The sequence below is a fragment of the Commensalibacter sp. ESL0382 genome (genome assembly GCF_009725775.1).
Taxonomy (GTDB): Bacteria; Pseudomonadota; Alphaproteobacteria; order Acetobacterales; family Acetobacteraceae; genus Commensalibacter; species Commensalibacter melissae.
The window spans coordinates 1-13767 of the sequence record NZ_WNII01000011.1 but is presented as its reverse complement, the minus strand read 5'-3'; the positions used below and the strand labels follow the sequence as shown (position 1 = coordinate 13767).

Sequence of the window (13767 nt, the reverse complement as noted above, 5' to 3'; positions counted from 1 at the left end):
AAGAGGTGTATTTTAAAGAAACCGTTATAAAACATCCGCTTACTTTTCATATTCAATAAGTTTTCTTCACGTATGTCCGAACCTACAAACGAATCTCAAGAATTTAAATTATCGCTTCAGGATGCAGACCCCAATACGCTTAAATCAATATTGGAAATACATTGGGGGCGTATTTGTAGCCGTCTGCAGGTTGAAGTTGGTGAGGTGGAATATCGTACATGGTTGAAGCAAATAACGCTTGGCGCAATTGATGAAGATGAACTGACCTTATATCTACCCACTCGTTTTCTAAGAGATTGGGTTAGAGCTCAATACAACAACAAGTTAAGTCAGTTATGGCATGCTGAATTGCCTCAAATTCGTCGAGTAGAGTTAAAGTTAACTTCAAAAATTGAAAATGATCAAAATTTATCTCATAAAAATAATTCCGATACGGAAAAATATTCTGGCATAGATAATATCAAAACAGAATTCTCAAACCAACAAAAATCAGATACTAAACTCAATCATGTTAAGGAAGCCCATTCTATAAATGTTATTAATAATGATACCAGTTTGGGAGATAGGACAAAAGAAGAAGATAAGCTTCCTTTACATTTACAGTTAGATCCACGATTTACCTTCGAAAATTTTATAGTCGGTAAACCAAATGAATTTGCCTATGCGTGTTCAAGAAGAGTGGCTGAATGCCCTTCAAGCACAGGGTTTAATCCATTATTTCTATATGGTGGGGTAGGATTGGGTAAGACCCATTTGATGCATGCAATCGGATTTGAATTGGCAAAGGCAGGAAATATTTCAATTTCCTATATGTCAGCTGAAAAATTTATGTACCGTTTTATTGCCTCTATTCGTTCTCAATCCACAATAGAATTTAAGGAAGAATTGCGATCGGTTGATGTTTTGATGATTGATGATTTACAGTTTTTAATTGGCAAAGACAATACACAAGAGGAATTTTTCCATACATTCAATGCCTTGATTGATGCGGGTCGCCAAATCATCGTATCTGCCGATAAATCACCTTCTGATTTATCGGGGCTGGAAGATCGTTTGCGTACACGATTAGGGTGCGGAATGGTTGCTGATATTCATGCTACAACTTATGAATTAAGAATTTCCATTCTAGAAGCTAAGGCGGCATCCGCCAAGGTAGTTATCTCACCAAAAGTAATGGAATTTCTGGCTCATAAAATTACTACAAATGTAAGAGAGCTTGAAGGGGCTCTAAACCGTTTAATCGCACATGCAAATCTTTTCGGACGTCCCATAACACTGGAAGCAACCCAAGAAGTTCTTCATGATATCTTAAAATCCCATGAACGACGTGTTACAATTGAGGAGATTCAAAGAAAGGTTGCTGAACACTGCAATATTCGTCAAACGGACATGACATCTGCCCGACGAGCCCGTGCAGTTGCGCGACCAAGACAGATCGCAATGTATTTGGCGAAACAATTAACAAGCAGGTCATTACCTGAAATTGGCAGAAAATTCGGGAACAGGGATCATACTACCGTGATGCATGCCATTAGTAGAGTGGCTGAATTGATGGAAAAAGATTCTGCATTTGCTGAAGATGTGGAGTTGCTTCGCAGAATGTTGGAAACTTAAGACATTTTCCTGTGGTATTTATTTTAGAATACTGCTAAACATTATAATTTATAGCATTTTATATTGTTTATATATATCTTGAATAGGTTTTAGTTAATGAAACTAAAGGTTGATCGTACAATATTACTTAAAGCCCTGGCTCATATTCAAAGTGTGGCTGAAAAACGTAATACTATTCCCATTCTTGCCAATGTTTTAATTGAGGTTCAGGATGGACAAATGACATTAACTGCGACAGACATGGAAATCGCAATTGTTGAAACCATTCAAGCAGAATCATTGGAAAATGGCGCTGTTACCGCACCGGCTTCGGTTTTATATGAAATTGTACGCAAGCTACCTGACAGTGCCATAATCGAACTGACCCATACAAGTATTGATATGCCATTATCGCTAAGGGCGGGCAAATATGCAACCAGCCTAAATGTTCTGGATGTAGAAGAATTTCCTTCCATGACGTCTGGTGATTTTCCCCATAATTTTCAGATTTCAACAGAAGTGCTCAGAAAACTTATTGAACAGACAAGATTTGCTATTTCAACTGAAGAAACGCGCTACTATTTGAACGGCATATATTTTCATATTACAAATAGTGAAAATGAAAGTAAATTATGCGCTGTCGCAACTGATGGTCATCGTCTTGCCAAGGTCGAATGTACAATGCCTGAAGGTGCAGAAAATATACCTGGTGTAATAATACCCCGCAAGACTATATATGAAATATATAAATTGCTGGAAGAAGCGGAAGAAGATATCCAGATCATGTTATCTGATACTCGTATTCAGTTAAATTTTGGAAGTGTCACATTAACGTCCAAGTTAATTGATGGTACATTTCCGGAATATGAAAGGGTCATTCCCAAAAACAATACAAAGGTTTTACGGGTTGGAAAACAAGATTTTGCTACAGCTGTGGCAAGAGTGGCTGCAATTAGTATGGAAAGATCCCGTCCAGTCAAATTGTCTTTGGATAACAATTCCCTTGTTTTATCTGCGAGCAGCGTTGACCAAGGCAATGCAAAGGAAGAACTTGACAGTTCACAAGTTCAATATGAATCCACGCCGTTGGAAATTGGATTTCAAGCACGATATTTAAATGACATAACCGACCAGATTGACAATCAGGTAGAATTTATTCTTGCTGACAATTCAGCCCCGACAATTGTTCGTGATGTTGATGATCCTTCTGCATTATATGTATTAATGCCAATGCGGGTTTAATATTCTTATTTCAATGCTTATATAATGAGTATGACGAAGCTAGAACGTCTTACTTTAACAAATTTCCGTAATTTTGAACGACTTGTTTGGACTGTTCCAAGCCAAAAAATCGTGGCTTACGGTCCAAATGCAAGTGGTAAAACAAATTTATTAGAATCGTTGTCCTTGTTGGTTCCTGGTAAAGGGTTACGTAAAGCAAGAATTGAAGATTTGGCCAAAAATAATAATCAGACTCAGGGATGGGGAATAGTAGGTGAATTTTCAAATCAGCAATACGATAGCAATTTTACACTTTCTACGGGCTGTTTTCCTTTTTCAACAAAACGACAATACAGGATTAACGGCAATATAATTCAAAATCAGAATGAAATTACCCGCTATCTTGCGGCTGTTTGGTTAACACCTCAAATGGATCGACTATTTTTAGAAGGTCCATCTGGTCGAAGACGGTTTCTTGATCAACTTATAATTAGTCTGGAGGGATATTATGCCAAAGAATTGGCAGCTTATGAAAAATCACTTTTTCAAAGAAATAAATTACTTTCAGCAAATGTGTTGGATCATAATTGGCTGAAAGCGGTTGAAGAATCAATGGCAAGACATGCCGTGGCTATAACTGCAGCGAGAATTAATTTTATCCAGCAATTAAATCAAATAAATATTATACAAAAAGCTTTTCCTGAAACCCTGTTAAAATTAAATTGTTCCATTGCCGATTATCTTATGAAACATCCTGCCTTGGTAACGGAAGACTATCTGAAACAGAAATGGAAAATGAATCGAGTTCAAGATGCGGAGAATAGATCAACTGCTTTAGGTTGCCATCGGATGGATGTTGTATTTTTTGAAAATAAAAGTAATATTTCTGCGCAGATGGCGAGTACAGGTCAGCAAAAAGCGATTTTAATTAGTGTTATATTAAAACTGCTTGAATTAGTTAAAACAAATAAGAAAATTCAACCTTTGTTACTTTTGGACGAACCACTCACGCATCTTGATTCCTATCATAGGAAGATTCTGCTTTCCAGTCTTCTCGATATTGATAGTTTTGTTATTATCACAGGGAACGAGATATCTGATTTTTATGATTTTGAGAAAAACTATGATTTTTTAAACTTGAATCACGGAAAAATAGTATGATTATTTATTCTTTCTGGTAAAATAAATGTTCTTTTATGCGCATTATTACCCATCTATTGTTTAATAAAAATAAAAATAAATATAAATATAAATTTAATTATTTCTGGAGCCCCATTGAACATGGTTAATACTAACGATAATTCAATTCATTCATCTCATTTAAATAATGATAGTGATAATGAATATGATGCCTCTTCAATTTCTGTATTAAAAGGGCTGGAGGCAGTTAGGAAAAGACCCGGCATGTATATTGGAGATACAGATGATGGATCCGGATTGCATCATATGGTATTTGAAATCGTTGACAATGCCGTTGATGAAGCCCAAGCCGGATTTGCCGATCAGTGTATATTAACGTTATGCAAGGATGGCAGCATAAGGGTCAGAGACAACGGTCGTGGCATACCCACTGATATTCATCCTGAAGAACGAATAAGTGCAGCAGAGGTAGTGTTGACAAAATTGCATGCAGGAGGAAAATTTAACCAGAATTCCTATAAGGTTTCAGGAGGGCTCCATGGGGTGGGTGCGGCAGTTGTCAATGCGTTGTCTGAATGGATGGAAGTACGTATCTGGCGAAATGGTAAGGAATATTTTATTCGTTTTGAAAATGGTGAAACTGTTCAATCCTTAACGGAAAAAGGATCAAGTGATGAACCGACTGGTACTGAAGTCACTTTTAAACCAAGTAAAGAAATTTTTACGCATATTGTATTTGAATTCGGAATATTAACTCGCCGCCTACGTGAACTGGCCTTTTTGAATTCAGGTATGGAAATAATCGTTACAGATGAACGTGAAGATGAAGTTGTAAAGGAAGAATTCCATTACGAGGGTGGTCTAAGTGAATTTGTCAAATGGTTAACTAAATCGAAAAATAACCTTATTGATCCCATTACCGGTAGTTTCTATAACGAAAAAACCAACATTAAAGTGGAATGTTCCTTGGTATGGAATGATACCTATAATGAACATGTATTATGTTTCACAAACAATATTCCCCAAAAGGATGGTGGAACTCATCTCGCAGGTTTTCGTCAATCCCTAACACGTATAGTGGGAAAATATGCGGATGAAGTTTTTAATAATAAAAAAGGATCGCTTGGATTAATAGGAGATGATATGCGTGAGGGGTTGACCGCTATATTATCTGTAAAAGTTCCAGATCCTAAATTTTCATCACAAACAAAAGATAAACTTGTATCCTCGGAAGTTCAACCAGCTGTTCAGAATTCAATATCCGATATGCTTGGCCATTGGTTTGAAACCCATCCAAAAGAGGCAAAACTAATCATTTCCAAAGCGTTTGATGCTGCTTCAGCTCGTGAAGCAGCACGTAAAGCCAGAGAACTTACCCGAAGAAAAGGCGTTCTGGACGTTTCTTCCTTACCCGGTAAATTAGCTGACTGTCAGGAAAAAGATCCTGCACAATCGGAAATCTTTATTGTTGAGGGAGATTCAGCTGGTGGTACTGCAAAACAGGGAAGGGATCGCCGTTTTCAAGCAATTTTGCCACTAAAAGGCAAAATCTTGAATGTTGAACGTGCACGATTTGACAGAATGTTAAATTCTGCTGAAATTGGTACGCTTATAACAGCCCTTGGAACAGGTATTGGTAGAGGAGATGTTGAACAAGGTGGCTTTTCTCTTGAAAAGTTAAGATACCACAAGATTGTTATTATGACAGATGCAGATGTGGATGGATCACATATACGTACATTATTATTAACTTTCTTTTTCCGTCAGATGCCTGAACTGATTGAAAAAGGATACGTTTATATTGCGCAACCCCCACTATACAGAGCAAAAAGAGGTAATGACGAACGATATTTAAAAAATGATGAAGCGCTTGAAGATTATCTATTGAAAAAAGCGATAAATAATACAGCTTTGTATTTGGCTGATGGAACAGAGCTTAGAGAAAACGAGCTTGAAAATCATGTAAAAGATTATTCATCTATACTTCATCGTTTGAGATTTTTTGAAAAATATGTACCTTTATGGATTCTCGAACAAGCGGTCATGTGCGGTGTTTTAAACGAAGATGATATGAATGATCCAAAATGTCGCCAGGAATTACAAGATCGACTTGACAGTTTATCCGCAAAATCAGAAAGAGGATGGCAAATCAGTGTTGAAGATGGAATGAAAATTCATCGTGTAGTGAGAGGTGTCAAGGAATCTTATTCTATACCTTTATCCATTATTAAAAGTAAAAATGCTGCTTGGATTAATCAGCACAGGCAAAAATTGATTACTGATTTTAATGAACCTGCAAACTTGTCCATTGATAAAAGAGATGAAAAAGTGAGCGGTCCATCTTCAGTATATAAATTGCTAATGAATAACGGAAAAAAAGGTTTGGCCATTAATCGCTTTAAAGGGCTTGGTGAAATGAATGATGATCAGCTTTGGAATACAACTCTTGATCCTGCTACACGGACTCTATTGCAGGTAAAAGTGGGTGATTTGGAAAATGCAGATGAAATTTTCACAACATTGATGGGTGATGTTGTGGAACCAAGAAGAGATTTTATTGTTGATAATGCGTTGACCGTTGCAAACCTTGATATTTGATTTCAATGTTCTTTATTAAGTTAAAGATAAATTGAATATCAATATCCGTATTTTAATCCGTTATTGTTATTATTAATAAAATATTATTACATTCATTATTTTATTAGGGATATAGGTTAAAAAATGTTCTGTCCATTTTGTGGAAATGAAGATACCCAGGTCAAGGATAGCCGCACCACAGAGGACGGGACTGCCATCCGACGTAGGCGCATTTGTATTAAATGCAATCAGCGTTTTACAACTATTGAACGAATTCAACCAAGAGACTTGATGGTTTTGAAACGAAATGGACAAAGAGTTCCGTTTGATAAAGAAAAGCTTGTGCGTTCAATCGAACTTGCAATGCGTAAACGTCCTTTTAGGGCTACAGATATTGATCAGATTGCCAATAAACTAGAAAAACAATTTGTTGATTTAGGTGACAATGTTATTACATCTGAATCTATAGGTGCTGCAACCATGGAAATGCTGAAAAAAATTGACAAGGTTGCCTATATACGTTTTGCCAGTGTTTACTGTGATTTTCAGGTTATTGAAGATTTTGCCGAACTTCTTCCTACCCTTGAACATCATGAAAAATAGTAGATTATAATTAATATAAGTTTTTTAATTTTTAGGATGATAATGAGCGACCAAAAAAATATAATAAAGAGGCCAAGAACGTTAACCCGAATTGCAGCTGTCCAAGCTATTTTTCAATGGGAACAGGGTATTGAAAAAGCTGCAAATTTATTGATAGAGCAATTTCTGATTCATCGTATTTCACCTGATTTTCATGATGAAACTTATATTGATGGTAAAACTCATATCCCTAACATTCCACTTTTTACTTCTGTTGTTCAGGGATTTGTACATCGATCTCCAGAAATTGATACAATAATTAAATCATCGTTACCAAATGAATGGCCTTTTCAACGATTGGATCCTATTATTAGAGCCATATTAAGAGCTGCAGTTACAGAACTTTTACTTGATAATATTGAACCACCAAAAAAAGTTATTATCAATGAATATATCGATGTTTCACATGCGTTTAGTAATGGTGATGAATCTGTATTGATTAATGGAATTCTAAATAATCTTGCTAACCGTTTAAGGAAAGAGATTGAAAACAAGGCCTAATTTATGGAATTGCCACCCGAATTTCAGATTATTGATCAATATTTTAAAAAATTAAGTGGCCCTGAAGCTCTTGATCTCACAGATGATGCTGCAATAGTATCTTTGAATCAAAATGAAGAAATTGTTTTGACTATGGATGCTATGTCTGAAGGTGTCCATTTTTTCAAAAATGATCCAGCTGATCTTATTGCTCGCAAATTGTTGAGATGTAATATTTCTGATATAGCTGCAATGGGGGCAAAACCATATGGATATTTATTGGCATTATCACTTCCGAATCAATATTTTAACCACCAGTGGATGAATCTTTTCACAAAAGGATTGGCCCATGATCAAAAGAAATATGGTCTTTCTCTATTTGGAGGAGATACAACAAAAAATTTGAATAATATGACCTTATCAGTAACAATGTTAGGAAAAGTTAGAAAAGGTCAAGCAATACGTCGAAATACTGCTAAACCAACTGACGGGATTTGGGTAACAGGAACCATTGGTGATGCTGCCATGGGTTTATTAGCATTGGATGGTAAAATATCTACCAATCAGTATTTTATTGATCGTTATCATATACCTCAACCTAGGATTGAATTATCATTAAATCAAATTGCATCAGCGGCCATGGATATTTCAGATGGTCTTGTACAGGATCTTAGTCACTTAACTCGAGAAAGTAGGGTTGACGCAGTTATATATACCAATTCAATACCATTATCAAATGAAGCTAAAAAATTTCAAAAGGATTATTTTCAAACGTATATTACAGGCGGTGATGATTATGAACTTATTTTTACAATACCTGTTAACAAAGAAAATAAAGCACTTGAAGAATCTAAACGTGTTGGTATCAAATTAACAAAAATTGGTTATTGTATAGAATATAACAATGGTCAAATACACATTTTGGATGAATATGATAATGAAATCAAATTAGGGAAATTAGGTTGGAGTCATATTTAAAATTTTAAAGAACTAATTGATAAAAATATATATTTTTTATAAAACGAGTTGGCATAATATATATTATACGTTTTGTATAATAACTTATTAACTTATTTCCATTAATTATTCATATCATTTTTAATGATAAAATTATCTAATTTTTTATAACTACTCAATCGTTATTCATTAAAAAACTATTAACATATTTTTCTACAATTTAATTTCATTATTGATGGTAACCGATTTTGTTCCGTTCACGACCGTGTCAATGGCCGTCTTGCCATAGGTCGTGGTTTTGCCCCAGCTCACCGATGCATCACCTCTCGCTCCAAACGCGAACCCGTGCGCTCCCACATTGGCATTCGCCCCTATATCCTCCCTGTTGCCGGAGCTGGTCGTCTTGCTTCGACTGGTTCTGTATCCCGCATCCAGGCTGATATCCCGGCCCGCGTTGAATATCACGTCGTTCCCGCTGATACTGCTGGCCGTGGCATTGATATCCTTCACCGCATTCACACTCACTTTCTCTCCAGCCTTTATGGTCGATCCGGTATCCGTGACCGTCGTCGACGTCATGTGACTCTTATTCGTTGAATGCGTGAAGGTCGCCGTGATCCCTATAAGGTTGTAGTCAACGGCTGTCGCCGCTCCATGGGCAAACGCTCCCGTCAGGATCCCGCTCTTCCCCAATCCCGCGTTGAGACCCTGGCTCGCCATGTCCGCGGCGTTTAGCGCCTCCATTCTCTCATCCGTCGTGTTGGCCGCCGCAAAGCCCGTCTTCGCAAGATTCGCCAGCAAGCCACTAGCACTCAGGCCTATCCCCGTAAAGCTGTCCCTGTTGAAAGGGGAGAATTATATGAGAATATGATGTTTTATTTATCATCGGTGACTTTGGTGACCTGGAAGAAAGGCTGGCTGATTTGAATTACACGTTTTTTACCCAGCAAGTTGGGATATTGATACAATATCGATGACACCAAATGATTTTCGATATAGTCCGGATCTCGTGCACTTGTGGTCATCGTGCCCACACCGTAAAAGATTGTTTCATAATGGGAGGTATCTAGCCAATAACTGTCAGGAAAAGTACAAAAATTTGTACTCAAAGAGGAATAATTACATTGATAAAGGGGATTGTCTTTACCAATGGGCCTTACCAGTTTAATTCCTATAGCCACCTTATTCATGGTGACCTCATCGACATGGTTTGTCCACATGGTGGTTGCACCTGTGCCTGGATCACTTGAATATGGTTCGTTGGATATAAACCTTTGTGTATAGGTATTAACTAATCTAGAATCAACCAATGCGAATACGGTTGGCTTTCCGCCATGCGTCATGGCCTGTCTTTCATTACCCTGGCTATCAATCCAGTCTATTTTTTTTGCTTGTCCACTATCACCAGAATGAAGACCTGTATCAGTTAATTGGTATCCTAAATCTTGCAATCTTTCTTCTGTATCAAGTTTAGCCATACCAATATAAAATGCAAGTTTTGAACCTTTATCATACCAATTAGGATCGTTACTTCGTGCTTTAGCTATATATTTTGTCAACCTTTCCGGAACAACGACCCTGATTACATCATCCGTTTTGGAAAGGGGTTTCGCTGTCCCTTTCTCGTTCCATATAGGAATGTAAAATTTGTTGGCACAGGCGGTTAAGGATAAACACAGCATCATTAAACTAGCCAAAGAATAAAGTCTCATTTTGTATCCCCTTTCTTTTCAGTCTGCTCCGGATTCCTGTCAGCCTGTTCGGCTTTGGGTTTTGACCCCGCTTTATCGGCCGGCTTTTTGCCCCTGTTTTTGCGCTTCTCAATCTTGGGTGCATTCTGGGCCAGTCCTGTCAGGCCACCCGTGATGGCATCAATGGCTGTATTGGTGCCATTGAGACTGTCACTGCCACCCATGATGCCGGTAATCGCACTCGCACCGCCAATGATCCCGGTATGGATCATGCCGCTGGCTATCTTGTTTATGTCCGTCGTGTTGGCCGCCGCAAAGCCCGTCTTCGCAAGATTCGCCAGCAGGCCACTCGCACTCAGGCCTATCCCCGTAAAGCTGTCCCTGTTGAAAGGGGAGAATTATATGAATATATGATGTTTTATTTATCATCGGTGACTTTGGTGACCTGGAAGAAAGGCTGGCTGATTTGAATTACACGTTTTCTACCCAGCAAGTTGGGATATTGATACAATACCGATGACACCAAATGATTTTCAATGTAATCAGGATCTCGTGCACTCGTGGTCATCGTACCCACACCGTAAAAGATTGTGTCATAATGAGATGTATCTAGCCAAAAACTGTCGGGAAAAATACATAGATCAGCACTTAAAGAGGAATTGTTACATTGATAAAGAGGATTATCTTCACCAATGGGCCTTACCAGTTTAATTCCTATAGCCACCTTATTCATGGTGACCTCATCGACATGGTTTGTCCACATGGTGGTCGCACCTGTGCCTGGATCACTTGAATATGGTTCGTTGGATATGAATCTTTGTGTATAAGTATTAACTAATCTAGAATCAACCAATGCAAATACGGTTGGCTTTCCTCCATGTGTCATGGCATACTGTGTATTACCCTGATTATTGATCCATTTGATTTTTTTTGATTTTCCAATATCATTTTTAATATAACGTGTATCAGTTAACTGATAGCCTAAATTCTGCAACCTGTCTTCTGTATTCAGTTTTGCCGCCATTATATATGCCCCTAATTTTGATCCTTCTAACCAATCAGGATCATCACTTCGTGTTTTCTCAACATATTTTTTAAGTCTATCCGATACTACAACCCTGATTACATCATCCGTTTTGGAAAGGGGCTTCGCTGTCCCTTTCTCGTTCCAGATAGGAATAAAAAATTTATTTGCACAGGCAGTTAAGGATAAACACAGCATCATTAAACTTGCCAAAGAATGAAGTCTCATTTTGTATCCCCTTTCTTTTCAGTCTGGTTTGGGTTCCTGTCAGCCTGTTCGGCTTTGGGTTTTGACCCCGCTTTACCGGTCGGCTTTTTGCCTTTGTTTTTGCCCTTCTCAATTTTGGGTGCGTTTTGGGCAAGTCCTGTCAGGCCACCCGTGATGGCGTCAATGGCTGTGTTGGTGCCATTGAGATTGTCACTGCCACCCATGATGCCGGTAATCGCACTCGCACCGCCAATGATCCCGGTATGGATCATGCCGCTGGCTATCTTGTTTATGTCCGTCGTGTCATCGTATTTTATATTATGTCCGTTAATATTTTGTGCTTGTTGTTTTAAAGAATTATTTTGATTTTCATGTAAATATATTCCCTCTTTTCTTTCTTCAGTATTTCCACCCTGATGATAATTAGGGCTATTGGGATTTAGTCTATTGTCATCCTTTCCGAAAGGACCATCAGGGAAGAAGTGGTTATAGATGATGTTGCCAGCCAATCCACCGGCTGCACCCGCTGCCGTTGGCCCGACATTGCCACCCCCCATGATCGCCCCGCCAATCGAGGACGCGGCCCCGACTATCGCCGTGGCGTTCGCGCCATTGATCAGGGATTCATCAGGTTTCTTATTCAGGCCGATTTCCGAAAGCGCATGATTGAGATCCAGTTTGTCCTCTTCGTTTTTCACGTTCTCCGCACGCTTGTTCGCACTGACAACCGTGTCGACAATCATGTTGCCATACTTGTTCATGACCTCTGTCGCCTTGTTCTGGAGATTGAAATCATTGTTGATCTTGCCAGGATTGAACTTGTCCTCCATATAGCCGTTGGCCTCGTTGATATCATGCGAGAAATGGCCACTCACGCTGCCCGCGTTCACGGCGATATTGTCCCCGATCACGGATTCAGTCGTTGAATGCTTGTTGTGAACGATGCTGTTGCCCGATATCCTCGTGCCCGTTCCGTTCCCGAGTATGTTCCCAGGAATACTTATGACTTCCTTACCACCCTCAACCGTGCCAACCGTATCTATACCATATTTGGTATCAAGATTTTGTTTCATCTGGATATCGAAACCGCTCCATATCGAATGGTTCCTGACTGAATTGCCCTGCAGGCTTCCTGTGGTGATCTGGTTTCTGGAGGCATCGGCGGCACTGGTGATGGCGCCGGCTGTCAGGGTCGTGTCTCCCCTCACATTGACATTCAGCCCTCCCGTGCCGGCATAAATCCCGGACATCTCCTTTTCTGTTGACGCGTAATCATTGTCAATGACACGTATGTCCCCGAAAAGATCAACGTTTGTGTAGGGCGTGTCTGGTTTATTGGGTTTGTCATTACTTTGTAAAAGAACATCATTTTGTTTTGATGAACCTTTAGGCTGTTCACCCCAATTGTGATAGTCGCTAAGGGGTGTGCTGAACTCCATGCCAACCGTCTTGTTGTTGCTGTGATACCTGTTGACATTCTGCGGTGTGGCAATGGACATGCTGCCTGTGTTGATGGTGATGGAACCGTTGCTTGGTGTTCCCCTGGTGATTGTTCCATCCCCGTTTTTCACATCGGGATTTTTGTTGACAATCTGCGCCCCATTGAGAGCGAGCCTGCCGTTTTCATTATTGATGGTGACCGAGTTTGTTCCGTTCACGACCGTGTCAATGGCCGTCCTGCCATAGGTCGTGGTTTTGCCCCAGCTCACCGATGCATCACCTCTCGCTCCAAACGCGAACCCGTGCGCTCCCACATTGGCATTCGCCCCTATATCCTCCCTGTTCCCGGAAATGGTCGTCTTGCTTCGACTGGTTCTGTATCCCGCATCCAGGCTGATATCCCGGCCCGCGTTGAATATCACGTCATTCCCGCTGATACTGCTGGCCGTGGCATTGATATCCTTCACCGCATTCACACTCACTCTCTCTCCAGCCTTTATGGTCGATCCGGTATCCGTGACCGTCGTCGACGTCATGTGACTCTTATTCGATGAATGCGTGAAGGACGCCGTGATCCCTATAAGGTTGTAGTCAACGTCTGTCGCCGCTCCATGGGCAAACGCTCCCGTCAGGATCCCGCTCTTCCCCAATCCCGCGTTGAGACCCTGGCTCGCCATGTCCGCGGCGTTTAGCGCCTCCATTCTCTCATCCGTCGTGTTGGCCGCCGCAAAGCCCGTCTTCGCAAGATTCGCCAGCAAGCCACTAGCACTCAGGCCTATCCCCGTAAAGCTGTCC

15 protein-coding genes and 1 pseudogene are annotated in these 13767 nt (G+C 39.7%); 9 read left to right on the top strand and 7 right to left on the bottom strand.

The window, feature by feature from the left end; genetic code table 11:
• The first annotated feature begins 72 nt into the window (after positions 1-72).
• From dnaA to thiL, 7 genes are all read left to right on the top strand, one after another.
• Positions 73-1614: a chromosomal replication initiator protein DnaA gene (gene dnaA / locus GM552_RS04290; protein WP_155565429.1), complete on the top strand. Its 1542-nt coding sequence runs from the start codon at positions 73-75 to the stop codon at positions 1612-1614.
• Positions 1615-1710: 96 nt separating this feature from the next.
• A complete protein-coding gene (gene dnaN / locus GM552_RS04285) occupies positions 1711-2835 on the top strand; it encodes a DNA polymerase III subunit beta (RefSeq protein ID WP_155565428.1) in 1125 nt (374 codons plus the stop codon).
• Between the two features lie 24 nt (positions 2836-2859).
• Positions 2860-3975 carry a DNA replication/repair protein RecF gene (recF, locus tag GM552_RS04280; RefSeq protein ID WP_155565427.1) on the top strand — a complete coding sequence of 372 codons (1116 nt, stop codon included), beginning with the start codon at positions 2860-2862 and terminating at the stop codon, positions 3973-3975.
• A 120-nt stretch (positions 3976-4095) separates the two neighbouring features.
• Positions 4096-6552, top strand: a complete 2457-nt coding sequence (gene gyrB, locus GM552_RS04275) for a DNA topoisomerase (ATP-hydrolyzing) subunit B (protein WP_155565426.1) — start codon at positions 4096-4098, stop codon at positions 6550-6552.
• 123 nt (positions 6553-6675) lie between these two features.
• Positions 6676-7134, top strand: a complete 459-nt coding sequence (gene nrdR / locus GM552_RS04270) for a transcriptional regulator NrdR (protein ID WP_155565425.1) — start codon at positions 6676-6678, stop codon at positions 7132-7134.
• 42 nt (positions 7135-7176) lie between these two features.
• The gene (nusB, locus tag GM552_RS04265) at positions 7177-7674 is read left to right on the top strand and encodes a transcription antitermination factor NusB (RefSeq protein ID WP_196424851.1); all 498 of its coding nucleotides are present in this window, start codon (positions 7177-7179) and stop codon (positions 7672-7674) included.
• Positions 7675-7677: 3 nt separating this feature from the next.
• Positions 7678-8631 carry a thiamine-phosphate kinase gene (gene thiL / locus GM552_RS04260; RefSeq protein WP_155565423.1) on the top strand — a complete coding sequence of 318 codons (954 nt, stop codon included), beginning with the start codon at positions 7678-7680 and terminating at the stop codon, positions 8629-8631.
• 192 nt (positions 8632-8823) lie between these two features.
• Here the strand turns inward: thiL and GM552_RS04255 are convergent, their stop codons facing one another.
• The 3 genes from GM552_RS04255 to GM552_RS04245 form a co-directional block, all read right to left on the bottom strand.
• Complete coding sequence (locus tag GM552_RS04255) at positions 8824-9411, bottom strand: hemagglutinin repeat-containing protein (RefSeq protein WP_155565422.1); 588 nt, start codon at positions 9409-9411, stop codon at positions 8824-8826.
• A 74-nt stretch (positions 9412-9485) separates the two neighbouring features.
• Positions 9486-10322, bottom strand: a complete 837-nt coding sequence (locus tag GM552_RS04250) for a hypothetical protein (RefSeq protein ID WP_155565421.1) — start codon at positions 10320-10322, stop codon at positions 9486-9488.
• Entirely contained in the window at positions 10319-10573 is a 255-nt protein-coding gene (locus tag GM552_RS04245; protein ID WP_155565420.1) for a hypothetical protein, read from the bottom strand. Before GM552_RS04245 ends, GM552_RS04250 begins: the two co-directional genes overlap by 4 nt.
• On the opposite strand from GM552_RS04245, the gene GM552_RS04240 reads away from it, so the two are divergent.
• A complete protein-coding gene (locus tag GM552_RS04240; RefSeq protein WP_155565419.1) occupies positions 10565-10771 on the top strand; it encodes a hypothetical protein in 207 nt (68 codons plus the stop codon). The genes GM552_RS04245 and GM552_RS04240 overlap by 9 nt on opposite strands.
• Here GM552_RS04240 and GM552_RS04235 read toward each other — a convergent pair.
• Together GM552_RS04235 and GM552_RS08960 are read right to left on the bottom strand one after the other, a co-directional pair.
• Entirely contained in the window at positions 10720-11553 is an 834-nt protein-coding gene (locus tag GM552_RS04235) for a hypothetical protein (RefSeq protein ID WP_155565418.1), read from the bottom strand. The two genes, GM552_RS04240 and GM552_RS04235, sit on opposite strands and share 52 nt — an antisense overlap.
• Positions 11550-12293 (bottom strand): hypothetical protein, encoded by a 744-nt coding sequence (locus GM552_RS08960; protein ID WP_230882756.1) that lies wholly within the window; start codon positions 12291-12293, stop codon positions 11550-11552. The genes GM552_RS04235 and GM552_RS08960 overlap by 4 nt, the downstream gene beginning before the upstream one ends.
• Before the next feature lie 165 nt (positions 12294-12458).
• On the opposite strand from GM552_RS08960, the gene GM552_RS08955 reads away from it, so the two are divergent.
• The gene (locus GM552_RS08955) at positions 12459-12647 is read left to right on the top strand and encodes a hypothetical protein (protein WP_230882755.1); all 189 of its coding nucleotides are present in this window, start codon (positions 12459-12461) and stop codon (positions 12645-12647) included.
• Positions 12648-12748: 101 nt separating this feature from the next.
• On the opposite strand, the gene GM552_RS08950 is transcribed toward GM552_RS08955, so the two are convergent.
• Positions 12749-13090, bottom strand: a complete 342-nt coding sequence (locus GM552_RS08950; protein WP_230882754.1) for a hypothetical protein — start codon at positions 13088-13090, stop codon at positions 12749-12751.
• A gap of 40 nt (positions 13091-13130) precedes the next feature.
• Positions 13131-13649 (bottom strand): annotated as a pseudogene (locus GM552_RS09060) (hemagglutinin repeat-containing protein); the annotation flags it as partial.
• Positions 13650-13767: the final 118 nt, after the last annotated feature.